The organism is Paenibacillus sp. FSL R7-0210 (assembly GCF_038009085.1).
Classification (GTDB): Bacteria; Bacillota; Bacilli; order Paenibacillales; family Paenibacillaceae; genus Paenibacillus_AQ; species Paenibacillus_AQ silagei.
In genome coordinates this window covers 5,080,531-5,105,003 of record NZ_JBBPAR010000001.1, presented here as the reverse complement: position 1 = coordinate 5,105,003, position 24,473 = coordinate 5,080,531, and the positions used below count along the sequence as shown (strand labels likewise).

Sequence of the window (24,473 nt, the reverse complement as noted above, 5' to 3'; positions counted from 1 at the left end):
GCATTGTGCCTGGACAAATGCAATTTGCCATATCCTAATAGAAGACTTGCAGAAACCTCAAGCTTCAAGCGCCTGAAGGGCAAGTAACACAAGGGCTCTGACAGAGTCTTCGCTCAGCTCTCCCCCGGTCAGCAGCAGACGGTAGAAGATGGGGCCATAGACGAGATCAATACAACTCCCGATATCGAGTCCCTGCTTCAGTTCGCCCTGGGCAATCCCCCGTTCAAACAGCTTCCGGGCTTCCTCGCGGCGCGGGCCGAAATATCTGCTCCGGTACGCCTCCGCCAGTCCGGCATCGGATTGCCCTTCACCGATCAGCTCCGTAATGACTTTACCTTCCCGGCTGGTGAGGAACTGCGCGAGCGTCCCCGCATGAATTAGAATGTCCTCCTTGGCGGAACCTGTATCCGGGATTGGCAGTCTGGCGTTAGCAGCGTACAGATATCCGTCCATCACCACCGCCGCTTTATTCGGCCACCATTTATAGATCGTTGCCTTACTGACCTGGGCCTGCTCCGCGATCTTCTCTACGGTAACTGCGCCGAAGCCCGTCTCCAGCAATAATTGATATGAAGCGTTCAGAATAGCGTTCTTGGCCTCGGTATTGCGCGGGCGGCCTCTTTTTTTCTCCATGGTGATTCCTCCTGACAGTGCTAGTTCAACTATAATTGGAGTATACCATAAAACTGCCTATTTACAATACTGAACGTTTAGTATATTATTTGGTCATGGTTAATTAATGTACTTGACGTTCACTATTTAAAAATTGGAAGGTGGCGCTTCAAATGAAAGATGGAATTCCTGCGCAACAACAAACAGTATCCCTTGTTACTCAAAAGGCTGTCCCCGGCTGGATCACTTTTCTGCTCGCTGTATCCTGCGGATTAATCGTGGCGAATCTCTATTATACCCAGACACTGGTTGGGCCCATCGGGCAGGCCATTCATCTGTCCGCCGGAGCGACAGGGCTAATCGTTACCCTGACGCAGATCGGTTACGTAGCCGGACTGCTGTTCATTGTCCCGCTCAGTGATATTATCGAGAACCGCCGGCTGACGGTGATGTCGCTGATTCTGGTGGTGGCCGCCCTGGTGCTGTCCGTTCTGGCACCAAATGCACCGCTGTTCCTGGCCGCCTCCTTGCTGATCGGGCTGGGCTCGGTAGCCGCACAGGTCCTGGTGCCGTATGCCTCCTATCTGGCCACTGAGGAAGATCGCGGCCGCGTCGTCGGCAATGTGATGAGCGGCCTCTTGCTGGGCATTATGTTCGCCCGCCCGGTTGCCAGCTTCATGGCCGGACTCTGGGGCTGGCAGTCCATCTTCATCGTCTCCGCTGTCGTAACTGCGCTGCTGACGCTGCTACTAGCCCGTGTCCTGCCCGCCCGGAAGCCCGCTCCCGGCTTGAGATACGGACAATTGCTCCGCTCTCTGGGCACATTGCTCATGCATACGCCGGTGCTGCGGCGCCGCGCCTTATACCAGGCCAGCCTGTTCGGTGCCTTCAGTCTGTTCTGGACGACTGTTCCGCTACATTTGTCCAGTGAGTATCACCTGTCCCAGCAAGGAATCGCCCTGTTTGCCCTGGCTGGTGTGGGCGGAGCCGTAGCAGCGCCGATTGCGGGCAGATTGGCTGACAAGGGCTGGACCCGGCTATTGACTGGTCTTGGCATTTCACTGGCCGTTCTCTCCTTTATCCTGGCTTACCTGCTGCGGGATACCTCCAATCTTACTCTAGGCCTGCTGGTGCTGACGGCCATTCTGCTCGATATGAGCGTGTCCGGTAATCTGGTGCTGGGGCAGCGGGCGATCTATTCACTGGGCAATGAGACCCGGGGGCGGCTGAACGGCTTGTTCATGGCGATCTTCTTCATTGGAGGAGCCGTGGGATCATCACTCGGGGGCTGGGCATATGCTTACGGCGGCTGGAGTCTGACAACCCTGATCGGGCTGGCACTGCCAGTGCTGGCGCTGATCTACTTTTTGACCGAGAAGAAGGAGCACGCTTGAGAAAAGGAGCCGTGGCGTTCAGCAATAATCCGCATAGCCAGTGAATCCTAAAAAAACTACAGTAGGCAGGGGAGCTTCGATCCTCTGTCTTTTTTCGTCTGCATATGTAATGGATTCGATAGATAGAGCGTATTAGCTCATGTAGAATACTTGGCCAAGTAAATTCAGCCTGGAAGGGAGGGCTTAAGGAATGCAAGAGCGCGCATTGCTGCCTTTGATACATGACAGGGTTTCATCCCATATAGAGACAGAGCTGGAGTTTTCAGCCGTTTTCGAAGTCTATTATAAACGGATATTCAACTATATCGCCTACCGGGTGAGCTGCCGTTACACCGCTGAGGATCTGGCCAGCCAGGTGTTCGAGAAGACGCTATCCAAGCTGCCCGCCTACTCCCCGGAGAAAGCACCGCTGGAAGTGTGGCTGTTCGCCATTGCCCGCAACGTAGTGAATGATTATTACCGGAGCCGCGCGCGGCAGCGCTTCTTCTCACTGGACAGTATCCGGGAGCTGGTGTCTGGCAAAAAAGAGCCGGAGACGCTCATCCTCGGCAGAGAGCGCAGCGATAGGCTACAGGATGCGCTGGACACGCTCAGCCCGAAGGAACGTAACCTCATCGCTCTGAAATTCGGGGCGGATCTGAAGAATACGGAGATTGCCCGGATTACCGGAATCTCGGAGAGCAATGTCGGAGTCATTCTCTATCGCAGCATGCGAAAACTGAAATCTGAAATAGGGAGTGTGGAAGAGCTATGAATAACAAGAAGAACGCTGCACAGGCGGAAGGGTTTGAACTTCAGGAGCTTCACGAGCTGGGCGAATACCTGGCGAAGCAGGACTTCTCCCGAGAGTCCGATCCGGCGGCGGTTCTGCGCCAAGTGAGAAGCCGTTCCATTCAGAAACAACAGGAGGATAATAGAATGAAGAACAAACAACGAATCAGACGCCCGGTGATGATTGCAGCTTCTCTGCTGGTGGCAGCCGTGGTGAGCGTGTCTTTCGTCAGACCCTCGTTCGCACAGGAAATGCTGGAGCGTGTGCTGAATTCCGTCCATCTGGGACATATTGAGGTCGCTCAGATGGACGGGAGTCACCCTAAGGAGTTCCCGGATGCCTGGAAGGGCAAGATATTTGACCAGGAGGGGAATCCCGTCACTTCGTTTAACCCCATGCCGGAAGCCATCTTCAATGCTGCCGGGGAGGCCATCGTCAATTTCGACGGGGATAAGCTGATTACCCTGAGCGAGCAGGAGCAGCTTGACAAGGAAGCTTCAGAGCAGAAGTTTACCGTCAAGGAGGCAGTTAAGCTGGATCAATACGCTCTCTTCAAGGTGAAGCTGCCGGAATACCTGCCAGAGGGCTTTGCCTTTGACCACGGGGAGTTCTATAAGGACGAGGCGGGTGTAAGCGGGCAGATTGTTGAACTGTTCTTCGCTAGCAAAGATAAGGATAAGCGAATCTGGATGCAGCTGCGCTTGGCCAATGAGGAGAATGCCTTTTCAATGGCAACGGATGATAAGGTTGAGCAGGTGAAGATCAAGGGGACGGATGCAGCTCTTGTCGGTGGCAGAACGCTGGACTGGGAAGCGAACGGCGTGATATACGGTCTCAGCACCCGCGGCCTTGACCGTGCAGAGGTCCTGAAGATTGCAGAATCCATTAACTGGTAAGCTGCTGAGCAGCGGATAAGGGAACAAGTACGAGGCATAGACAGGCATGGGATGAATCAGAGCACCAGACTGCAACCCCGGAGCGTGGCGGGGATCGCGGGCTGGTGCTTTTTGCAATAGTGTTTCTACTATATATAAGGAAATAAGAGGAACCATACATAGATTGTTAGATTCCCGGGTGGCGGGAGCGGATTCGCGGCTGGAATAACACTTCTCTTCATGCTTGTCATGCCCGTCTGCATATTGAGGCCAAGTCCTTCATAGACATGTACTAATCAATGCATTCAAAACAGGTTAAGGGGATGATGTCATGCGCCGGATAACATGGGTACTCGCGATCATTATGAGCGTGGCCTTAGTATTGGCGGGGTGCGGGAAGAAGGATGCCGCCTCTGTGGTCAAGGATCTGAATCAAGTGTCTGACAAGCTGGAGAGCAAGCAGGGAGCTTATCAGGGCTCAGGCACGATGACCTTGTACACCGGGGAGCAGCCGCAGGATTACAAGGTGGAGGTATGGTATAAGAATCCTTCGTATTACCGGATCAGCCTGTCGAACGTCCAGAAGGATGTGAAGCAGATTGTGCTGCGCAATGATGAGGGCGTATTCGTCCTGACCCCGAGCCTTGGCAAAAGCTTCCGCTTCCAGAGCGACTGGCCGGACAGCCAGGGTCAGGTGTATCTGTACCAGACGCTGCTGAAGGGAATTGTCTCCGACAACAACCGGCAGTTCGTGGAGGACGGGGATAATTATGTGTTCGAGGTCGCTGCGAACTATCAGAGCAGTGCGCTGGTCCGCCAGAAGATCTGGCTGAATAAAAAGACCTATGAGCCGAAGCAGGTGCAGGTATCGGATTCCGAAGCCAAGGTTGTGGTGAATGTGACCTTCGACAGCTTCAAGTTCGATCCGGAATTCACAGCAGATTCCTTCGATATGCAGAAGAATATGGCGGCCGGCAGCCCTTCCGAGAACACGATGGCGGAAGTGGACCAAGAAGGTAATCCGGTGGTCTCTGAAGATGGTGAACAGGCCGGTGAGCCGGTTACGGCCGAGCTGGGCGACTTCGGGATCATTGAGCCGGCTTACATTCCGGCTGGTGTGAAGCTGAAGGACACGAACAAAATTGAAGGCAGCAAGGACCATGCGGTGCTGATCCGCTATGACGGCGTTTACCAGTATACGATTATGGAAGCCCGTCCGCTGGACCGTGCGGTGTCGCTGGCTCCCGGAACATTGGTCGATCTGGGCTTCACGGCAGGCCTGCTTAGCGGGGATGAGCAGCAGACGCTGACCTGGATGAGCGAGGGTGTAGAGTACCGGATAACAAGCGCAAATCTGCCAGTTACGGAAATGATGCAAATAGCCGCTTCTATGGAGGAACAATCGGGTAAATAAAAAACAGTGGGCGGATACTGCGCAAGGTGGGAATCATTCCTCTACCCGCGGTATCCGTTTTTTGTCTACATCTGCTCACATTGACAGCGGCCTTCACGAGCATTACCATTGGCAGTAAGACTTCTGATCTGTGCGAATAAGGCAGAGATGTTTTACTACAATGTAAGAAGGTGACCTGAAGTGAAGGCAAGCTATCGGCCGACAGCAGCCGAGATTAACCTGGATGATTTGCGTGCCAACTACGAAGCTTTTCGCGGCGTATTGCCGCAGGAGACCAAGTTCATGGGATGCGTCAAAGGAAATGCGTATGGACATGGGGCAGTGGAAGTGACGCGGGAGCTGGAGCGGCTTGGAGCGGACTACGTCAGTGTTGCTTTTCTCGATGAGGCATTGGAGCTGCGTCAGGCGGGAATACTACTTCCTATCCTGGTGCTGGGCTATACTTCACCGGAAGGCATTGCCGTAGCCTGGGAGAACAATATTACCGTTACACTGTTCACACCGGAGGTACTGGAAGCGGTTAGCGCCCTTCCTGTTGAGAAGGAGCACCGGCTGAAGGTACACATCAAGATTGACAGCGGAATGGGCAGACTGGGATTATTGCCGGAGGATGCGCCCGCATTCATCGCTGAGGTGCATGCGGTGGAACAGGCGGAGCTGGAGGGCATGTTCACCCATTTTGCCAGAGCAGACGAACACAACAAAAGCTATACACTAATGCAGCACCGACGTTTCATGAGCGTGGCGGAAGCGCTTCGGGACATGAACATTACCATCCCGATCATACATACGGGCAATAGCGCTACGGCCATTGATACACCTCTACTATCCATTAACATGGTGCGTGTAGGCATAAGCTTGTACGGATTCTACCCCTCGGCTGAGGTGAACCGTGAGCTGGTGGCCTTGCACCCGGTAATGACGCTGAAGACGCAGGCTGTATATGTCAAAACCCTGCCGCCTGACTCAGGCATCAGCTACGGCACCCGGTACTTCACGGCAGGCGATGAGGTTATCGCTACGCTCCCCGTGGGGTACGCTGACGGATATTCCCGCATGCTAACAGGCAAAGCGGAGGTGCTAATACGCGGACGCCGCGTTCCTGTCGTCGGAACGATCTGCATGGACCAGTGTATGGTATCACTGAAATCTTTCGCTCTAGAAGCGGAACAAATCAAAGCAGGCGAAGAGGTTGTACTCATCGGCCGCCAGGGCACCGAGTCGATCACGGCAGATGAACTGGCGCTCCATTTAGGGACGATCCACTACGAAGTAATCTGTATGCTGGCTCACCGGGTACCGCGCGTGTATGTACGCCATGGTATGCTACCCAACCTCGTTAATCCCTTGCTGCAAGCCTAATACCCTGACCAGATACCTAGTACAGGAACTGAATATAAGGAACGTACCGTATAGAGCTTGTGACTTATAGTCTATACGAACCGCCATTTCTAGTTTATAATGGGATGCAGCATACTTGATATACTGGCGGCATATATTCCTTGTATAAAATTCCTTGTATATTGTAACACTGGAACACAAGGGCAGAAGGTTTGTGGGGGTGGAAGAGAAGGTGGCCAATTTGCAGAACACCAAAAGAATCATGATCAGCTTGCCCGATCATCTCTTGCAGGAAGTAGATGGGATCGTTCAACTGGAGAACTCTAACCGTAGTGAATTGATCAGGCAGGCCATGAAGCTGTACTTGAGCGATCGGAGGAAACGCACCATCCGCGAGTCCATGCAGCGGGGCTATATGGAAATGGCTAAGATTAATTTGACCATGGCATGCGAGGCCTTTCTCGCTGAGGAAGATGCAGACAGTACTCTTGGCCGCTTAGTAAGCGGGGTGTAACTATTGATTGTTAAACGCGGCGACGTTTTTTTTGCCGACCTTTCACCGGTTGTGGGTTCTGAGCAAGGTGGAGTAAGGCCGGTACTGATTATTCAGAACGATATTGGCAATCGTTTCAGCCCGACTGTGATTGTGGCAGCTATCACTGCCCAGATCCAGAAGGCCAAGCTGCCGACTCATGTGGAGATTGATGCGGCTGCACATGGCTTTGACCGGGATTCCGTGATTCTGCTGGAGCAGGTTCGTACCATTGACAAGCAACGCTTAACGGATAAAATCACCCACCTGGACGATGAGACCATGAAGCTGGTGGATGATTCGCTGCAAATCAGCCTGGGGCTGATTGATTTCTGAACCCTACGGGGATATAACATCAATCATCGTAACAAAAGGCAGGCCGGATCAGCTCCGGTGCTGCCTTTTTGATGTTTTGGGGTCCCCGCAAAGTACCTGAGTCATCGAAGCTAAAACCCCACTTGGTGGGATTATTTGGCGCCTAACCGATATATACTTATTGATATACCCGAGGATAGATGAGTGTTGATGATGGGGGTTGTGCGAGGGCATAACTGCGTGCTATAATTGGACCGATCGGTCGGTCTAGAGGAGGGTTAACCATTAAGGGACGTTCAGATGGAGAAGAAACGAAGAGCCGGATTCTGGAGCATGCCACCAGTTTATTTGCGCAAAAGGGCTACGGCGCTGTAAGCATGAACGAGGTCTGCACAGCCGCGAAGGTCAGCAAGGGCAGTCTGTATCACCATTTTCCGGGCAAGGATGAATTGTTCCTGTACGTGGTGGAGGTGGATACCCAGAAGTGGCTCAATGAGTGGGAGGAGCTGCGGAGCGGGATTAGCGGAACGGAGGCCCGTCTATACGCGCTGGGGGATCACTATGCAAAGGATATCCAGAATCCGCTGATCCATGCCCTGGAGGAATACGGTAGATCCCATACGCTGTCGGAGGATATCCGCGAGCGTCTCTCACATATTTTCGAATCGGTCACAGAGGCCTGCCGTGTGCTGCTGCAAGAGGGGATGGATTCCGGCTACCTGGTCCGTGGTGACCTGGATAACTATGTAATCACGCTCAGTGCTATGCTGGAGGGAATCAGCCGGGTCCATGAGATCACAGGCAGGACCGATACCCCGGAGACGATCAGGGCATACTACCGTGCGGGAATTCAGATCCTGCTTCAGGGGATAGGGTCGGGGAAGATGGAGCAATAAATAGAGAAATAGATGTATTACAACCGGAGCTTATAGCAAGGCCCTGGGATATACGGAGGGAAACACCATGTCATTACTGTTAAAAAACCGGGGAGCGATGCTGCTCCTGATGTTAAATATCTTTTTGGCGTTCACGGGGATTGGTCTGGTTGTCCCTATTATGCCGACCTATATGAACGAGCTGGGCATTGGCGGGAGTGTGGTCGGACTGCTGGTGGCAGCCTTCTCGCTGACGCAGCTACTGGTCTCGCCCTTCGCCGGAAGACTGTCGGATAAGATGGGCCGCAAAAAAATCATTGTCGGCGGGCTGGCCGTATTCGCCTTCTCGGAGCTTCTATTCGGTCTGGCCAATGCCTCCTGGGTGCTGTTCGTATCCAGAATGCTTGGCGGTATCGGTGCCGCGATGATTATGCCTGCGGTTATGGCTTATGTGGCAGACACCACGACTTCAGAGGAGCGGGCCCAAGGCATGGGCTTCATCAACGCAGCCATTACCACCGGCTTCATCATCGGTCCGGGAATCGGCGGCTATCTTGCTGAGCTGGGCATTCGCGTCCCCTTCTTCGTCGCTGCGGGGGCAGCCGCCATTGTTGCGGTTATCACCCTGTTAGTCCTGCCGGAATCGCGTTCAGCGGAGCTGCGCGAAGAATCAAGAACGATGGAAGGGAATAATGATAGTCTAATCATGCAGCTCATGCGCTCGTATCGTGAGCCTTATTTTTTCGGATTAATTATTGTATTCGTGCTGTCCTTCGGACTGGCCAATTATGAGACGGTATTCGGACTGTTCGTGGATCATAAATTCGCGTTCACCCCTAAGGATATTGCGTTTGTTCTGACCTTCGGCTCCATTGCCGGGGCGGTGGTGCAGATTACCGCTTTCAGCTGGATTCTGAACAAATTCGGGGAGAGCCGGGTCATTTCCGCCTGTCTGCTGATCGCGGGCTTGTCGATTCTCCTGACCCTGTTCGTGCATGGCTTCGTAGCGATTGTTTCTGTGACCTTTGTTGTTTTTCTGGCTATGGATATTCTTCGCCCGGCGGTCGGCACCCAGCTCTCCAAGATGGCAGATGATTCGCAGCAAGGCCTGGTGATGGGAATGAATTCCGCGTATACGAGCCTTGGCAACATTGCCGGCCCGATTGTGGCAGGGGTTCTGTTCGACCTGGATATCAATTTCCCTTATGCGGTGGCTGCGCTCGTCTTGTTCATCAGCTTCATGTTGTCGGTTGGCTATGCCCGGCGGAGAAGAAGCAAGCAGGTTACTGCGGTGCGCTAGTATCCGGAGCGTGAATAGAATAACGGACTTATGATTATGATTGCGGCTGCGCTATCCCGGTGGGGACGGTGCAGCCGCTTCTTCTTGTGTAAGGGACAAACTTTGGTCCTGCGGCAAACTGTGATAGTATTTCAGTAGAGAGTTATGAACTCAGACTGTGTATAGAAAGAGGGATCTACTTGAGCGTTGATACGAATCAGGCGGCGAAGGCGGCGGAAGATGCCGCTGCCCGTCAGGAGCAGGAACTGATACTTGCAGCTATTGCGAAGGAGCTGGGCATCAGTCTGAAGCAGGTAAGAACTACGGTGGGGCTGCTAGATGAGGGCAACACCATTCCGTTCATCGCCAGATACCGCAAGGAAATGACCGGGGAGCTGGACGAGAATGTCCTCCGCGATGTCGAAGAACGGCTCGGATATCTGCGTAACCTCGGTGACCGCAAGAAGGATGTGATCCGCAGCATCGAGGAGCAGGGCAAGCTTACTCCTGAGCTGCAGGCGAGCATCATGAAGGCGGTGAAGCTGCAGGAAGTGGAGGATCTGTACCGTCCGTTCAAGCAGAAGCGCAAGACACGGGCCAGTGTCGCCAAGGAACGGGGACTTGAACCGCTGGCGGATTGGGTGATGGAGCAGAGACGCCAAGGGGTTCCGCTGGAAGAGGCTGCGAAGTATATCAATGCGGACCAAGGTGTGGAGAGTGCCGAGCTGGCGCTGCAAGGGGCGATGGATATCATTGCCGAGAATATTGCCGATGATCCGGCTATCCGTTCCTGGGTGCGCCAGTATACAGCGAGTCAGGGGATTCTGGTCTCCGAAGCCAAAGATGCCCAGCAGGAAAGTGTATACGAGAATTATTATGCGTACCGGGAGCCTGTGCACCGGATGCCACCGCACCGTATTCTCGCGATCAACCGCGGGGAGCGGGAGAATATCCTCAAGGTCGGCATCGAGGTGGTGCCGGACAAGATCCATGCGTTCATCATCCGCAAGCTGGTGAAGGGGCCTTCTCCGGTCAAGGAGCTGCTGGAAGCGGTGACCGAGGATGCCTACAAGCGGCTGATTGCCCCTTCCGTTGAGCGCGAGGTGCGCGGAGAGATGACAGAGAAGGGGGAGACGCAGGCGATCTCCATCTTCTCGGGCAATCTGCGCAGCCTGCTGCTGCAGCCGCCGGTGAAGGGACGGCATGTGCTGGGCGTCGACCCGGCCTACCGCACCGGCTGCAAGCTGGCCGTAGTGGACGATACCGGCAAGCTGCTGGAGGTAGCGGTCACGTATCCGACGCCGCCGAACAACAAGAAGCGTGAGGCGGCGGCCAAGTTCAAGGAGCTGATTGCCAAATATGGCATCCAGCTCATCGTGATCGGCAACGGCACCGGCTCGCGGGAGACGGAGCAGTTCACGGCCGAGGTCATTGCCGAGGTCGGCGATCCTGAGCTGGCCTACCTGATCGTTAACGAGGCAGGGGCCAGTGTGTATTCGGCCTCCAAGCTGGCGCAGGAGGAGTTCCCGGATCTGGATGTGGCGGAGCGCAGCGCCGCCTCCATCGCCCGCCGCGTGCAGGACCCGCTCGCGGAGCTGGTCAAGATCGACCCGAAGGCCATCGGTGTCGGGCAGTACCAGCACGATGTGTCGCAGAAGCATCTGGAAGAGAGCCTAAGGGGCGTCGTGGAGTCGGCGGTTAACCATGTCGGCGTCGATGTGAATACCGCTTCGGCCTCGCTGCTCTCCTATGTGGCAGGAGTGAATACGACGATTGCCAAGAATATTGTGAAGTTCCGCGAGGAGAACGGCAAGTTCACTACGCGCAAGGCACTGCAGAAGGTACCGCGCCTGGGCGCGAAATCCTACGAGCAGTGCATCGGGTTCCTGCGTATCCCCGGAGGCGACAATACGCTGGACCGCACGCCGATCCACCCGGAATCCTACGCGGTGGTCGACAAGTTGTTCCGCGAGCTGGGGCTGGATGTGAAGCAGCTCGGCAGCAAGGAGGTTGCAGAGCAGCTAAGCGCTCAGGATGCGGAGGAGCTGGCGGTGAAGCTTGCGGTGGGCGTGCCTACGCTGCGCGACATCTTGGAGAGTCTTCAGCGTCCGGGCCGCGACCCGCGCGAGGAGCTGCCGCTGCCCATCTTCCGCAAGGATGTGCTGAAGATGGAAGACCTGCTGCCCGGCATGGAGATGCAGGGCACGGTGCGCAACGTAATCGACTTCGGTGCCTTCGTCGACATCGGGATCAAGAACGACGGGCTGGTCCATATCTCCCAGCTTAGCGGCAGCTATGTGAAGCATCCGATGGACGTGGTCTCCGTCGGCGACAATGTCACCGTATGGGTACTCGGCGTGGATGTGAAGAAAGGCCGCGTCAGCCTGACGATGCGCCAGCCGCGCGAGGCGGCGGGCAGCGGGGAGTAGAAGTAGAGGACGTTACGGACTCAGAGCACCTTATTTCGCTGAAATCGGCGTTGTGCTGATCGTTTGCGGACTCAGGAGCCGTTAAGTCAGGCTTCGGAGCCTGTAAATAGGCCTGACAGCCTCCTTAGCGTCTTTTGAGTCCGTTTAGGCTGACAAAAGAGGCATTTCAAAGTGAATAACGGCATCCTGGTCCGCAAAGGACCGGAGAATCAAAAATGAGCTGTGCTTTCCTTCATCAGGATTGCACAGTTTTTTTGAAATATAGAATTCATATGTTTCACACGATAACTTATCCTTCTATTTCTCGCTGAAACGGTACCGTCCTTTAAAAGGACGGCAAAGCCGTTTCCACTTGTAGGCTGGGCTTATGAATTTGAGTTGGAGATTCATGTGGAGAATATCATTTGTTTTAAGCATGACATATGCTTTGATAAAACTATGGCACAAGGAGGCATTCAAAACGAAAGAGGTTAATTTATGAGTGATCCACAGACGGCTTCACCCTTGCGAACGGATCAGGACGAGCAGGCAGTGCCGGTGCGCAAGCTGCTGGAGCTGCCACTGGCGTATATCCGGTTTCTGGCAGGGATGTTTATTTCCAGGTTGGGGGATTCTTTGTTCACCTTTGCGATTCCATGGATCTCCTACGAATTAACGAAATCGAGTATTGTAATGGGCTCTATGTATGCGGTAAGTGTCTTGCCCATCGTTCTGTTTGGTCCGGTTGTAGGGAGTCTGGTTGACCGATGGGACCGAAAAAGGCTGATGATTGTAACGGATATTTTAAGGGCGCTACTGGTCGCATTGATTCCCTTGCTGCATTTTTCCGGCCTGCTTCAGCTTTGGCACCTGTATGCAATCTCTTTCGTGCTTACTATACTGTCTTTGATGTTCGATGTGTCGATAGTCGCGATCATCCCGCAACTTGTGCCTGCACAATTGACAAGAGCCAATGCTTCGTACCAATTGACCAACCAAATTGCTGAGATGGCTGGACCTTTACTTGCCGGAGTGATTATTGCTGGGATCGGCGGCTTCAATACGCTTTGGCTAGATGCGTTGTCCTTTGGAGGTACGCTTATTGTTCTTATGTTAATGGCAGACTTGGGGCACTCTCGCTCAGCGGCGAGTATAGGGAGGATTTTTAGCGATATCGGAGAAGGGTTCAAGTGGCTGGTACGCTCGAAGATCAATTTGTCTTTTTCGTTTCAGGCTATGATCGGTAACTTCGGGTATAGTGCTGTTTTTGGTGTCTTAATGTTCTATTTGTTAAACACCTTGCATTTGAATACCCAGCAGAGCAGCATTAATTATACCTTGTTAGGCTTTGGCGGAATGATCGGCAGTCTGCTTGCTGTTCCGCTGGAGAGACGTTTCCGCCGGGGACTGTTAATTCCTGTATTACTCGGAGTGGGGACTCTGGGATTCAGTTTTGCTGCAATCAGCGACTTTTGGCTGGCTCCCGGCATTGCCTTTCTAGGGGTTACTACTTGTAATGTGGCTTGGAATACCATTGTAACCTCAGTCCGGCAAGAGACGATTCCACAGGATATGATTGGACGTGTTCTGGGCTTCTCTAGAGTGCTTACCCGGCTGGCAATGCCTCTGGGAGCAATGACGGGAGCGGCCTTGTCAGAATGGACGGATCCCCGTGCAGTGTTCGCTGTGGCCGCAGCTGCCAAACTGCTTGAGGTAATTATTGCCTTGGTGACACCGATCCGCAAACTTTAAGCTGTCTAACGATATTTCACTAAAAGGGAGTAGATATTCATGAATCTGAATCTTAAAGGTAAAAACGTACTAGTGGCTGCCTCCAGCAAAGGCATCGGGAGAGCGGTGGCCGAGGAATTTGCCAGGGAGGGCGCGAATGTGGCCCTCTGCTCCCGGAATGAGGAGCAGCTCCGCAAGACGGCGGAGGAGATCAGGGAGCGTTACGGGGTGAAGGTGTACAGCCGCCAGGCCGATCTAACGGTTAAGGCGGACATTGAAGCGTTCGTACAGGGAAGCGTTGAATCCTTTGGCGGGCTTGATGTGCTGGTAACCAATGCAGGAGGCCCGCCCGGAGGAACCTTCGAGGAAATGGAGGATGAGCAGTGGGAGCTGGCGTTCCAGCATAACCTGATGAGCGTGATCCGGCTGATCCGCTGCGCCTTGCCGTATTTGAAGAAATCCGGTGCCGGCAGAATCGCCAATGTCGCTTCCATCTCCGTGAAGCAGCCCATCGATGGACTGATTCTGTCCAATACGTTCCGCACCGGGATCGCCGGTCTGGCCAAGACGCTGGCTGGTGAGTTCGCTCCATACGGTATTCTGATTAACACGGTGGGACCGGGACGCATTGCCACGGACCGGACGCTGTATCTGGATGGTCTCAAGGCAGAGGCCCGGAAGGTCAGTATAGAAGAGGTCCAAGCGGAGTCCGAGCGGAGCGTTCCCCTTGGGCGTTACGGCCAGCCTGAGGAGATTGCGCGAATGATCGTCTTCCTCTGCTCCGAAGCCAATTCCTACAGTACAGGCCAGACCGTATTGGTGGATGGCGGCTTGGTCAAAGGGCTTTAGAATTCTCAATTCCAACTCTAATCAGTAAAAGTTGAGAGAATAAAAGAATGGGTCAGCCAGTTATTCGGTTGGCCTATTTTGGCGTTTTGATTAGAGATGATTGAAGGGACTTTAACTATTTAAGTTTGCCCGCGTTGAAATCTGGTAATTATTAAACTTTTTAATACAAAATCAAATGAGCTTAAAAAAATTACGTATTTACCAGGAAGTATTTTCTTATTTAATACATATTGTATAATTTACTTAAAATGGAGGGGATGCAAATGGATGATATTGACCTGCAAATCCTGGGGTTACTGAAGAGGAATAGCCGGATGACCAGCTCCGATATCTCGAAAATGATTCATCTGTCGGTTCCATCCATTGCGGAGCGAATCCGGAAGCTGGAACGAAACGGGGTCATAGCGCAGTTCACCGTCAAGCTGGACCGTAAGGCTATGGGCAAGAACTGTGTAGTCTATATTTTCCTCCAGCTCAGCAGCTCGGTGGATACTCAAGGCTTCCGTGAGAGTATCATCCAATCCCAGGAAGTACTGGAGTGCCATCATATTTCCGGTGAATATGATTATCTTCTGAAAGTGGCATTAGCAGATCTATCCGGTGTTGAGACCTTCATTACACAAACGCTTAAAGCCCGTTACAGCATTGTCCGATCGAACACCATTTTCAGTCTATCTGCCCTGAAAGAGGAATAGAAGCGAAGGAGCGGTTATCTATGTCATGGGAATGGATATCGAAAGGTATATTGCTGGGCCTGTCCATCGCGGCTCCCGTTGGGCCTATCAGTATTTTGTGCATCAGAACGACAATTACCAGAGGATTCAGAACAGGGCTGTACAGCGGGCTGGGTGCGGCAACCGCAGATGCTGTGTTCGGCATACTGGCAGGATTAGGATTGACAGCTTTGACTGCTGCTCTAGTGAATTACAACATTATACTGCAGGTGGTTGGCGGATTGTTTATTTGCTGCTTAGGGATAAGATCGTTACTACGGGTTCCGGCCATAGAAGCAGCTCATTCTACTGCCAGCCCAGGTGTGCTGGGTTCTTATGCTATGACGTTTCTGCTCACGCTGTCTAACCCGATGACGATTATATTTTTTCTGGGCGTATTCGGAGCTACTGGTGTTCTACTGTCGCATAAGCTCACAGATATGGTGTTTCTGGTTACAGGCGTGTTCCTGGGCTCAGCACTATGGTGGGTCCTCCTCTCAGGAGCGGCTGCGCTGCTTCGGAATAAGGTACTGGAGGGACCCTTCAAGCTCTCCCTATTTAACAAAATGTCCGGGGGAGTACTGTTTGTATTCGGTGTAGTTACCCTTGTGAAATCCGCAGCTGTGTTTTTGTAACGAGGACGCAAGCGCCACCACCCCAGCAGTATAAAACAACTATAGTTATTCAAGAACGGAAGCCCTTTGCCAGGTGGTGTTATGATGGACAGAAACAGAAGGTGGCGGTTGGGAATTGAGCAAAAGAGTGATCCGGCAGTTTGAAGAGAGGGATATGGCGGCGCTTGGCGCGATGTACGAGCAGGTGTCGGCGCAGGAGGATGTGCTGTTCTGGTGGGTCGGGGATGCGGACAACTGGGAGAATGTCTTCTGCGCTTTTGAAGGGGAGCAGATGGTGGCCAAGGGCCAGCTGCAGCTCTTTAATGTGGTGCCTCCGGGACGCGCGGCGGAGAGTAAACACAAGATTTTCGTGAATCTGAAGACGTTGCCCGGACGGGAAAAGGATCTGGAGCTGCGTGACAGCGTCTACGCGCTTCTGCTGGAACGGGCACAGGTGCTGAAGCGTACGCTGCCCCCGGAATATGGGACCCTCCTGTGCACAGGCAATTATGCGCCGGAGGAGAGCTGCCATGCTTATTTCGCAAAGCATCTTGGTTACCTGCCGGATAGCTGCTTGTATACGCTCCAGCGCGACCTTCGTGAACCCGTCCATGCGGTGGAGCTGGAGGAAGGCCTTGAATTGACCAATGCGCCTATGGATTCGCCGGAGCAGCGGGCGGCTTATCTGGAACTGGAGGCGGAGATCTGGCCGGAGACCCCGCTCGGAATGGAGCGTCTGCTGGAATATCAGGAGCATCCGCTCTGGACATGGATGGTTGTGCGGGATGCAGGCCGGGTGGCGGGCAGTCTGATGGTCTGGCAGGAAGAGGAGCTTGGCATCATTGAAGATGTATTTGTCTGCAAGCCCTGGAGAAGAAGGGGCATTGCCAAGGCGCTGCTGAATCATGCGTTAATGTATCTTCAGGAGAAAGGGCTGGAGCAGGCGCAGCTGGTCGCACTGACCACGAATGATTCCGCGCTGTCTCTGTACCGGTCAGCCGGGTTCCAGACCGGGCGTCAGGAGATCCGGTACTATAAGGAGTTGGACTAAGCGCTAACCAGCCAGCCGCAGGCCGCGCTAACCAGCCGATCCAGAGTGTGAGATCTTCAGTCCGCAACGGGTGGACTTACTGGTTCATGGATATTGTAAAATCAAGCATCACAAAGAGCGCACCGGCCGGGTATCCGGCGGTGCGCTCTTTGTGATGCATCTAGTAGATCGTCAGATTTAAAAAGGTGGAACAGATGCAATTCCCCTTCAAAATATCATCTTTTCCAAGCGGGGGTTGTTCTTCAGGGACGTTTGGCTTAGCGTAACGGACTGAGGCGCTCTTATTAAGTAAGAAAGTCGTCACTTGGGCGGGTAACGGACCCCATGGAGCTTATCCCCTGCAATTCAGCTCCGAAACGTCTCGTAGAGAGGCGATAAGGTCGCCTGAGTCCGTTACGCTGCAAAAGGTGGCGTTCTCGTGGGGATAAGGCCTCTCCGGTCCGTTAGATTTTGGGATGGAGTTTCGCAAGCTTATCCACCCTATTAAATCTGATGCTGCGATTGTGTTCCGTTTTTCGTATACATTTGGGCGGATTACCTTGGCACCAGCACAATGTGTTCTCTTTTTCGCATACATCTGGTCCAATGACTTCGCTCTTTAAGTTCTTCATACCTTATCGCTCCTACTCACCCTTTTAAATCTGACACTGTACTAGTTAGGTGGAGGCTGTTACTTTGTCACTCTGGAAGCAGCCGAGGTTGCCGAGCCTGGTGTAGCTTGGGCTACTGCGGTATAGCCTTCCGGCAGATAGGTGACGGCGGTGCCTGCCGAGATGACCTGCGGGTTCATGGAACCGGGCTTCGGTGAGGTGACCTTGAAGTAGATCACTGCGGTTTTGTCAGCACCGAACTCAATCCGTTCAATGACCAGGCCATACCCCGGGTTCGGCAGATTGGATACAGTCACCGTAGCTTTGTTCACACCAGCGGCGGCTTTGTCCAGCGTAACGGCGGCATCGTATGTGGTGGACGGGGCCGAAATGTTCTCATCCATCATAATCACTTCCTTCACGAATTTGGCGGCATCGTAGACCAGGACGGCAGCTTCTGCACGGGTAACCGCCTCATTCGGACGGAAGGTGTTATTCTTCTCCAGCGTGACCAGTCCGGTGTTGATCAGAATCTGCAGGCTGTTCATCTCCGCAGGGGATAGCTTGCCGCCGTCTGTAATGTTGGCATACATCTCCGTATAGGCGAAGTCCCCTTTGTTCTGAAGCGCCTGAAGCAGCAATTGTGCGAACTGTACCCGTGTCATCACAGCATTAGGGTCAACCGAGCGCTCCAGCGACAAGCCGCTTTCTTTGGCCTTCAGGAATGCGGAGGCATACCAGGCGGTATTTTTTACGTTGTCAAAATAATCGCTGGCCTTCTTGCCAGAGGGTTGCTGCGGAGCAAGCTTCAGGCCGCTCACCATGAACTGCACGCCTTGCGCATACGTAAGGCTGGACTTCGGCGCGAACTTGTCGCTGGTCACTCCGTTAAGGATGCCCTCCTGATGAAGGGCATTGATTTTGGCTTCGGCCGCATGGCCCTTCAGATCTGAGAAAGCGGAAGCCGGTGCCCCGATAGCTAAGGTTGCCGCCAGAATGCTACAGGCCAGCGAGATTTTGGCCGTGCGCATCCGGGTTAATGTATTCTTCATTGTACATCACCTCGTATCCTCTTAGATGGGATTTAGGAGCAAAAGGTTGCAGCCCGCCACTCCATAGATGGAATTATTATTCTCTAACCCCGCAGCACTGATTCTCCACACTCGAAAAAAATTCATCATGTGTCAATTTTCACCTACCGAAAGTCGAATCTTCGCCTGAATTCAGCTACTTTTGCAGCCAAAAAGGTCAATATACGATGATTAAAAGGTAATATACGGTGAGACAGGGTGCGGAAGAAAAATTATAATAATGATAACGCTTTCGTGAATAATGCGAAGCAGGAATAGCTTGTATTACCTGAGTGTTTTGTGACCTAATAGTTCCGAGTCTCCCGGCTAACAGAGCTTCGCTCTTAAGCATAGATCATTTATGAATTCCTACTAAGGGGGTAAGTCAAATGAGAAAAAAGAGTATTCTTGCCTTGATGCTGGCAGGCGCTTTGGCAGGACTATCACTCACAGGCTGCAGCAGTAAGGGGAACAGCCCGGATGCGGGGAACGACGGCAGCAACACGCCGGAGGGGAAGACGAAACTGAAGGCGATTATCGTGAAGCATTCACTAACCAAAGATGTCACGCAAATGAAATGGCTCGCTGAAATAGAAGAGAAGGCGAATGTCGAAATTGAATGGCAGCAAATCTCTGCGGACTGGGATCAGAAGAAAAGTGCCCTGTTTGCCAGCGGTGAAATTCCGGATTTGCTGTTCAATGCGACCTCTAACTCCGATTTTGTACAATTCAACGGGTTGTTCGAGGATCTGGGCCCGCTGATTGAGAAGGACGCTCCTAATATTCAAAAGATGTTCAGCGAGCACCCGGAATTGAAAACGCTTGCTACTCAAATTGACGGGAAGCTCTACGGCACTCCGCGTTATAAGGGGATCTGGCCCGGCTCCACCGCCTCAATGTTCATTAACAAAACCTGGCTCGACAATCTCGGCCTTCAGGTGCCTACGACTTGGGATGAGCTAGAGACTGTGCTGCTTGCCTTCCGCGAGGGAGACCCGAATCAGAACGGGGATAAGACGGATGAGATTCCGATGGACTTCAACCCGATCGGCTGGGATTTCACACCGAAGCTGCTGCTGGGCAGCCTTGGGCTGCCTCTGTCCAACGGGGCGAGCGACGGCTACTTCACCGAAGGGGCCCAGGTTAAGAATTTCTATGTAGATGAGCGGTTCAAGACACTCATGCAATTCCTGCAGAAGCTGTACAGCCAGAACCTGATCAGCAAGGAAGTGGTCACGCAGGATTACTCCAAATACCAGTCCGTTGCCCGCGGGAATGGAACTACAGCCAAGGTCGGATTCACCTGGGGCTGGGAGACAGGAGACCGCTTCGGCAATGAGCTGAAGGATCAATATGTTACCCTGCCGCAGCTGAAGCAGCATGCAGACTCTACGAATGAGCTGTACTGGAGCAATGACTACTACTACCAGAATTACGGCTCCAATGCGGTGTCGGTCAGTGCCCGCTCCAAGAACAAGGAAGCCGCGATGCGGTTCATTGATGCTTTTTATGAGCCGGAGGTTAGTCTGCAGGTCCTGTTCGGCGGGATGAATGACACAGATAAGGGAATCAAGGATAACGGGGACGGCACGTATGCGATTCTTCCTCCGGCGGATGCATCCCTCGACCCGGGCTCGTGGAAATGGACGAATTCGTTCGCGGATAATGGTCCGATGTACATTGCCGATGCGCTGAAGGACAAGGTGACGCTTGGCTCGGATATGCAGAATGTGCTGAAGGAGAAGGCTGTCTATGATGAGCTGTTGAATAAGGCAGACGAGAAGAGCAATGTCTACCCGCAGAACTTCATGAAGTACAGCACGGAGGACACCAACACCCTGGCAATGAATCAGGCGAACGTCAATAATATCACGGATCAAAAGTGGGCCAACTGGCTGACCACCAAGGTTGATATTGAGAAGGAGTGGGCTGCGTATGTCGCCTCCGTCAATAGCTCCGGCCTGGAGCAGAATCTGCAAATCCGCCAAAAGGCTTATGACGAATACCTCTCGACCTTGAAATAGTGGACTTGAATGGAAGGGGCGCTCCCAAATGAAACCAGCACAGACCACGGTGCCGCATCAGACGCTGCGCGGGAACGGATGGCTTCGTAAGCAGGCCGGGCATTACCAGCTATGGCTGATGGTGCTTCCTGCGGTCATTTACATCGCCATTTTCTGTTATGGTCCGATGTATGGTATCCAGCTTGCTTTTCGTGAATTTGATTTCAGTAAAGGACTGACGGGCGGGGAATGGGCCGGGTTCAAATATTTCGAGCAGTATTTCAACAGCCCGATGTTCTGGCCTACGCTGCGAAATACGTTTATCATTGCGTTTTTCTCCATCCTGCTAGGCTTCCCGATGCCGATTCTGCTGGCGCTGGTGGTTAACTCGATCCGCAGCAACAGACGCAAGCGTATCCTGCAGACTACGGTGTATATGCCTTACTTCATTTCTACCGTTGTTCTGGTTGCGTTGCTGCAGATTATGCTGTCTCCTACCACCGGACTGATCGACGGCTTCCTGAAGGCCTTGCACCTGATCCCTGCGGATACGAATTTGATAGGTGACCCTGGTGCCTTCGTTCCGGTGTATGTCATCTCTGCCATCTGGCAGGCCTGCGGCTGGAACAGCATTATCTTCATCGCCGCCCTGTCCTCGGTGGATGCGCAGCAGTATGACGCCGCCCGGATTGACGGGGCTAACCGCTGGCAGACCGTCTGGCACGTGGAGCTTCCGGCCATCCTGCCGACGATTATTATTTTATTGATTATGAATATGGGCAGCATACTCAGTGTGGGCTTCGAGAAGACTTTTCTTATGCAAAATAGTCTTAACAAGCCCGTCTCGGAGGTCATCTCCACGTATGTCTTCAATGTGGGCGTGAAATCCAACCAGTTCAGCTTCGGTTCAGCGGTCGGACTATTTAATACCCTGATCAACTTCACGTTCCTGATGCTGGCGAATGCACTGGCCAAAAAAACTTCAAAAATCAGTCTGATGTGAGGAGGAAATGGGATGTCAAACAGTCACGCCGCTCATTCGCAAAAGATACAGCATTCGGGCGGTATCGCAGACAGGCTGTATACGCTGGTGGTTGCGGTTATAAGCATCGCCGCGTTCATCATGGTCGCGTACCCGCTGTATTTCATCATCATAGCTTCCGTCAGCAACTCCACCATGGTGAACCAGGGACAGGTTATTCTATGGCCTAAGGACATTAACCTGTACGGCTATGAGCAGATATTCAAGGACACCCGGATCTGGCAGGGATATAAAAATACGATTATTTACACGGTGCTGGGCACGCTGCTCAATCTGCTGGTCACGCTCCCTGCGGCGTATGCCTTGTCCCAGCGGAAATTCCGGGCACGCAGGTTCATTATGCCGCTGTTCGTGATCACGATGTATTTTGGCGGGGGCATGATTCCTACCTATCTGCTTATCCGTGACCTGAATCTGCTGAATACGCCTTGGGTAATGATTGTGAACGGCGCCATTAGTGTATACAATCTGATTATTACAAGAACCTTCTTCGAGACTTCTATACCGGAGGAGCTGCACGAAGCGGCTACCCTGGATGGCTGCTCGCACTTCCGCTACTTCATCTCGGTGGTGGTTCCGCTGTCCAAGGCGGTGATCTCCGTCATCACGCTCTATTATATGGTGGGTCACTGGAACGACTTCTTTAACGCCTTGCTCTATATCAACACGGATAGCTTACAGCCGCTGCAGATCGTCCTGCGCAATATTCTATTATCCAATCAGGCGTTCGCGGGCGGAGCCGGATCAGGTGCCGGGGCCGGTGCGGGCAGCTATGCCCAGCAGTTCGCGGATCAGATCAAATATGCGGTCATTATCGTATCGACGGTGCCGGTGCTGATTATCTATCCGTTTATCCAGAAGTACTTCGAGAAGGGCGTAATGATCGGTGCGGTGAAGGGCTGAGCGTATAGCTGACGCTGCGTGCAGCATCCAGTGGGCCGGGAGGAGGGAACCTCAGTGAAAAAAAGTCTTGAACTGCTCGATTCCATCGGCGAACCCGTATCTCAGGATATGAAGGAAAAGCTTATGCATGGCAGCAGACAATTCCGCATGAGTGTGCATGTAACCAAGCTATCCTCGCTCAATAATCTGGTGCTGTATTCCCACTGGCATGAAGAGCTGGAGCTGCTGTTCATGATCAAGGGCACGGCCAAATTCCATGTGGGGCAGGAGAAATTGGTCGTCCAGAGCGGAGAGGCGGTTTTCATTCAACCCAATATGCTGCATTCGGCGATTCGGGTGGATCAGGAGGAGATTATTTTCTGCGCGGTGCTGGTGCACTTCAATTTCCTCTCCAGCCTGGAGAGAGACCAGATTCAGCAGCAGTTTGTTTCCCCGCTTTTCCTCGACAACCGGCGTTATCCGCTGCTGATCGGGCGGGAGCTGGAGGAGAAGCTGCGGCTGATTCCACTGCTGGAGGAGGTGCGGGATCTCTATCAGCAGGAGGCGCACGGCTATGAGATGCTGATTAAGGCTAGACTGTTCGAGGTGCTGTACCGGCTGGAAAAGTGTGCGGCTGAGCATCCGCGGGCAGGACTGCCCGGGCAGTCCCGGGGCGGCAACAGCTCCATGCTGGCCAAAAAAACGCTGGCCTACGTCCAGCAGAACTACAGTAAGCGGATCACGCTCTCCGATATGGCGCAGCAGGTCAACATGAGCACGTCTTACTTTTGCCGGTTCATGAAGAAGCAGTTCGACCTGTCCCCGATGGACTTCCTGAACGAATACCGGATCTCGGAGGCGGTCAGCCTGCTGGAGACCACGGATAAGAAGATCATGGAGATCTCCGGCATGACCGGCTTCAGCAATGTGAACCGGTTCACGGAGATGTTCAAGAAGACCTACGGCTGCCGCCCGATGGATTACCGGAACCGGCTGCGGTTGAGTAAGTAGGCGTAAAACAAGAAAAAGCAGTTCCCTATACGGGAACTGCTTTTATCTATCTATAGATAGAGAAGCTTACTTCGCTGGAGCCGACGGATCAAGCCAGCGCGAACCCATTACAGGCTCAGCCGTTGCAGTGTAGCCTGCGGGCAGGTATGTGGATACCGAGCCTTTGGTGATCACTTGCGGGTACATTTTATCCGGGTCAGGCAGGGTTACCTTGAAGTAGATTACCGCCTTAGTGGCGCTGGTGAACTCGATACGCTCTACCGCGAGACCGTAGCCGGGGTTCGGCAGATTGTCAACGGTGATGGTGGCTTTGTTAACGCCTTCAGCGACTTTGTCCAGGACTACATCAGAGACGTAATTGTTAGCCGGAACCGGCTCCGGCTCAGAAGGCTCATTGCCCGGATTGTTCGGCGTAATCACCCGGTCGGCGAATTCAGCGGCATCATGGATCATAACAGCGGCTTCAGCGCGGGTAATCGCATCGGACGGGCGGAATTTCCCGTTATCCAGTGTGAGCACCTTCGTGTTCAGCAGCACCTGCAGGCTGTAATTAACCTCTGGAGTAAGTTTATCGCCATCCTCAATCATGAAGAACATCTTGGTTACCGGGAAATTGCCCTTGCTCTGCAAGGCTTGGGTCAATAGATGGGCGAATTCCGCGCGGGTCATCGGTGCATTCGGGTTGATATCCTTTGCCAGTGTCAGGCCGCTCTGCTTCGCAAGGGCGAAGGAGGAGGCGTACCAGGCATTATCTTTTACATTGTCAAAGAGCTGGCTGGCCTTAGTATTGCTGTCGGAACCGGCTTTCGGTGCAAGCGCCAATCCTTTTACAAGAAACTGTACGGCTTGCGCATTCGTCACTTTGGCATTGGGAGCAAACAGGTCGTTCGTAATTCCGTTAATTACACCGGCGCTATGCAGTGTATTGATCTTGGTTTCGGCTGAATTTCCCTTGAGGTCCGAAAAGGCAAATGCGGACGCTCCGAAGGATAAGCTGGCAGCCAGGATTCCGCACGCGATGCTCATTTTTTTTGCGTGCTTCGTTAGATTAGTTGGTTTCATTGTGCATCACCTCTATATACTCAGATGGTTCTTTACGG

Annotated in this window: 22 protein-coding genes; 19 read left to right on the top strand and 3 right to left on the bottom strand. The window is 53.1% G+C overall.

Features of this window, described 5'->3' with window-relative positions; genetic code table 11:
• Window positions 1-57: 57 nt before the first annotated feature.
• Complete coding sequence (locus tag MKY64_RS21635; RefSeq protein WP_340955620.1) at window positions 58-633, bottom strand: TetR/AcrR family transcriptional regulator; 576 nt, start codon at window positions 631-633, stop codon at window positions 58-60.
• A 152-nt stretch (window positions 634-785) separates the two neighbouring features.
• Between MKY64_RS21635 and MKY64_RS21630 the strand changes: the two genes are divergently transcribed.
• The 15 genes from MKY64_RS21630 (at window position 786) to MKY64_RS21560 (ending at window position 16,775) form a co-directional block, all read left to right on the top strand.
• A complete protein-coding gene (locus MKY64_RS21630) occupies window positions 786-2,006 on the top strand; it encodes an MFS transporter (protein WP_339313007.1) in 1,221 nt (406 codons plus the stop codon).
• A 190-nt stretch (window positions 2,007-2,196) separates the two neighbouring features.
• The gene (locus MKY64_RS21625; RefSeq protein ID WP_076079569.1) at window positions 2,197-2,760 is read left to right on the top strand and encodes a sigma-70 family RNA polymerase sigma factor; all 564 of its coding nucleotides are present in this window, start codon (window positions 2,197-2,199) and stop codon (window positions 2,758-2,760) included.
• Complete coding sequence (locus tag MKY64_RS21620; protein WP_339254075.1) at window positions 2,757-3,674, top strand: DUF4367 domain-containing protein; 918 nt, start codon at window positions 2,757-2,759, stop codon at window positions 3,672-3,674. Before MKY64_RS21625 ends, MKY64_RS21620 begins: the two co-directional genes overlap by 4 nt.
• 310 nt (window positions 3,675-3,984) lie before the next feature.
• Window positions 3,985-5,067, top strand: coding sequence for a LolA family protein (locus MKY64_RS21615; RefSeq protein WP_076079571.1), 1,083 nt, complete (start codon window positions 3,985-3,987; stop codon window positions 5,065-5,067).
• A gap of 180 nt (window positions 5,068-5,247) precedes the next feature.
• Complete coding sequence (alr, locus tag MKY64_RS21610; protein WP_076079572.1) at window positions 5,248-6,429, top strand: alanine racemase; 1,182 nt, start codon at window positions 5,248-5,250, stop codon at window positions 6,427-6,429.
• Window positions 6,430-6,640: 211 nt separating this feature from the next.
• A complete protein-coding gene (locus MKY64_RS21605; RefSeq protein WP_036697455.1) occupies window positions 6,641-6,922 on the top strand; it encodes a CopG family ribbon-helix-helix protein in 282 nt (93 codons plus the stop codon).
• Between the two features lie 3 nt (window positions 6,923-6,925).
• On the top strand, window positions 6,926-7,276 hold the full coding sequence (locus MKY64_RS21600) for a type II toxin-antitoxin system PemK/MazF family toxin (RefSeq protein WP_036697332.1): 351 nt from the start codon (window positions 6,926-6,928) through the stop codon (window positions 7,274-7,276).
• A gap of 215 nt (window positions 7,277-7,491) precedes the next feature.
• Window positions 7,492-8,151 carry a TetR/AcrR family transcriptional regulator gene (locus tag MKY64_RS21595; protein ID WP_340958144.1) on the top strand — a complete coding sequence of 220 codons (660 nt, stop codon included), beginning with the start codon at window positions 7,492-7,494 and terminating at the stop codon, window positions 8,149-8,151.
• Between the two features lie 67 nt (window positions 8,152-8,218).
• Entirely contained in the window at window positions 8,219-9,430 is a 1,212-nt protein-coding gene (locus MKY64_RS21590) for an MFS transporter (protein ID WP_339313008.1), read from the top strand.
• Between the two features lie 245 nt (window positions 9,431-9,675).
• Entirely contained in the window at window positions 9,676-11,838 is a 2,163-nt protein-coding gene (locus MKY64_RS21585) for a Tex family protein (RefSeq protein ID WP_445165093.1), read from the top strand.
• Between the two features lie 477 nt (window positions 11,839-12,315).
• Window positions 12,316-13,569 carry an MFS transporter gene (locus tag MKY64_RS21580; RefSeq protein ID WP_340955617.1) on the top strand — a complete coding sequence of 418 codons (1,254 nt, stop codon included), beginning with the start codon at window positions 12,316-12,318 and terminating at the stop codon, window positions 13,567-13,569.
• A 39-nt stretch (window positions 13,570-13,608) separates the two neighbouring features.
• The gene (locus tag MKY64_RS21575) at window positions 13,609-14,397 is read left to right on the top strand and encodes an SDR family oxidoreductase (RefSeq protein WP_340955615.1); all 789 of its coding nucleotides are present in this window, start codon (window positions 13,609-13,611) and stop codon (window positions 14,395-14,397) included.
• Window positions 14,398-14,660: 263 nt separating this feature from the next.
• A complete protein-coding gene (locus MKY64_RS21570; RefSeq protein ID WP_209991716.1) occupies window positions 14,661-15,092 on the top strand; it encodes an Lrp/AsnC family transcriptional regulator in 432 nt (143 codons plus the stop codon).
• Window positions 15,093-15,112: 20 nt separating this feature from the next.
• A complete protein-coding gene (locus tag MKY64_RS21565) occupies window positions 15,113-15,745 on the top strand; it encodes a LysE family translocator (RefSeq protein ID WP_340955612.1) in 633 nt (210 codons plus the stop codon).
• A 115-nt stretch (window positions 15,746-15,860) separates the two neighbouring features.
• Entirely contained in the window at window positions 15,861-16,775 is a 915-nt protein-coding gene (locus MKY64_RS21560; RefSeq protein WP_340955608.1) for a GNAT family N-acetyltransferase, read from the top strand.
• Window positions 16,776-17,445: 670 nt separating this feature from the next.
• Here MKY64_RS21560 and MKY64_RS21555 read toward each other — a convergent pair.
• On the bottom strand, window positions 17,446-18,417 hold the full coding sequence (locus tag MKY64_RS21555) for an S-layer homology domain-containing protein (RefSeq protein WP_209878753.1): 972 nt from the start codon (window positions 18,415-18,417) through the stop codon (window positions 17,446-17,448).
• Window positions 18,418-18,824: 407 nt separating this feature from the next.
• Between MKY64_RS21555 and MKY64_RS21550 the strand changes: the two genes are divergently transcribed.
• Genes MKY64_RS21550 through MKY64_RS21535 form a run of 4 tightly spaced genes read left to right on the top strand, consistent with a single transcriptional unit; the run spans window position 18,825 to window position 23,373 of the window.
• On the top strand, window positions 18,825-20,459 hold the full coding sequence (locus MKY64_RS21550; protein ID WP_209878751.1) for an extracellular solute-binding protein: 1,635 nt from the start codon (window positions 18,825-18,827) through the stop codon (window positions 20,457-20,459).
• 28 nt (window positions 20,460-20,487) lie between these two features.
• On the top strand, window positions 20,488-21,441 hold the full coding sequence (locus tag MKY64_RS21545) for an ABC transporter permease (RefSeq protein ID WP_339254090.1): 954 nt from the start codon (window positions 20,488-20,490) through the stop codon (window positions 21,439-21,441).
• A 12-nt stretch (window positions 21,442-21,453) separates the two neighbouring features.
• The gene (locus MKY64_RS21540; RefSeq protein ID WP_340955605.1) at window positions 21,454-22,383 is read left to right on the top strand and encodes a carbohydrate ABC transporter permease; all 930 of its coding nucleotides are present in this window, start codon (window positions 21,454-21,456) and stop codon (window positions 22,381-22,383) included.
• 54 nt (window positions 22,384-22,437) lie between these two features.
• On the top strand, window positions 22,438-23,373 hold the full coding sequence (locus MKY64_RS21535) for an AraC family transcriptional regulator (RefSeq protein ID WP_340955604.1): 936 nt from the start codon (window positions 22,438-22,440) through the stop codon (window positions 23,371-23,373).
• 66 nt (window positions 23,374-23,439) lie between these two features.
• Here MKY64_RS21535 and MKY64_RS21530 read toward each other — a convergent pair whose 3' ends face one another.
• Window positions 23,440-24,435 (bottom strand): S-layer homology domain-containing protein, encoded by a 996-nt coding sequence (locus MKY64_RS21530; protein ID WP_340955603.1) that lies wholly within the window; start codon window positions 24,433-24,435, stop codon window positions 23,440-23,442.
• Between the last annotated feature and the right edge of the window lie 38 nt (window positions 24,436-24,473).

What these genes read in the sequence shown, in the direction of transcription:
- MKY64_RS21625 (WP_076079569.1), top strand. Translation starts at nt 2,197, where the DNA reads ATGCAAGAGCGCGCATTGCTGCCTTTGATACATGACAGGGTTTCATCC.
- MKY64_RS21555 (WP_209878753.1), bottom strand. Translation starts at nt 18,417, where the DNA reads ATGAAGAATACATTAACCCGGATGCGCACGGCCAAAATCTCGCTGGCC.
- MKY64_RS21540 (WP_340955605.1), top strand. Translation starts at nt 21,454, where the DNA reads ATGTCAAACAGTCACGCCGCTCATTCGCAAAAGATACAGCATTCGGGC.
- MKY64_RS21590 (WP_339313008.1), top strand. Translation starts at nt 8,219, where the DNA reads ATGTCATTACTGTTAAAAAACCGGGGAGCGATGCTGCTCCTGATGTTA.
- MKY64_RS21545 (WP_339254090.1), top strand. Translation starts at nt 20,488, where the DNA reads ATGAAACCAGCACAGACCACGGTGCCGCATCAGACGCTGCGCGGGAAC.
- MKY64_RS21580 (WP_340955617.1), top strand. Translation starts at nt 12,316, where the DNA reads ATGAGTGATCCACAGACGGCTTCACCCTTGCGAACGGATCAGGACGAG.
- MKY64_RS21550 (WP_209878751.1), top strand. Translation starts at nt 18,825, where the DNA reads ATGAGAAAAAAGAGTATTCTTGCCTTGATGCTGGCAGGCGCTTTGGCA.
- MKY64_RS21615 (WP_076079571.1), top strand. Translation starts at nt 3,985, where the DNA reads ATGCGCCGGATAACATGGGTACTCGCGATCATTATGAGCGTGGCCTTA.
- MKY64_RS21570 (WP_209991716.1), top strand. Translation starts at nt 14,661, where the DNA reads ATGGATGATATTGACCTGCAAATCCTGGGGTTACTGAAGAGGAATAGC.
- MKY64_RS21630 (WP_339313007.1), top strand. Translation starts at nt 786, where the DNA reads ATGAAAGATGGAATTCCTGCGCAACAACAAACAGTATCCCTTGTTACT.
- MKY64_RS21565 (WP_340955612.1), top strand. Translation starts at nt 15,113, where the DNA reads ATGTCATGGGAATGGATATCGAAAGGTATATTGCTGGGCCTGTCCATC.
- MKY64_RS21635 (WP_340955620.1), bottom strand. Translation starts at nt 633, where the DNA reads ATGGAGAAAAAAAGAGGCCGCCCGCGCAATACCGAGGCCAAGAACGCT.
- MKY64_RS21575 (WP_340955615.1), top strand. Translation starts at nt 13,609, where the DNA reads ATGAATCTGAATCTTAAAGGTAAAAACGTACTAGTGGCTGCCTCCAGC.
- MKY64_RS21530 (WP_340955603.1), bottom strand. Translation starts at nt 24,435, where the DNA reads ATGAAACCAACTAATCTAACGAAGCACGCAAAAAAAATGAGCATCGCG.
- MKY64_RS21620 (WP_339254075.1), top strand. Translation starts at nt 2,757, where the DNA reads ATGAATAACAAGAAGAACGCTGCACAGGCGGAAGGGTTTGAACTTCAG.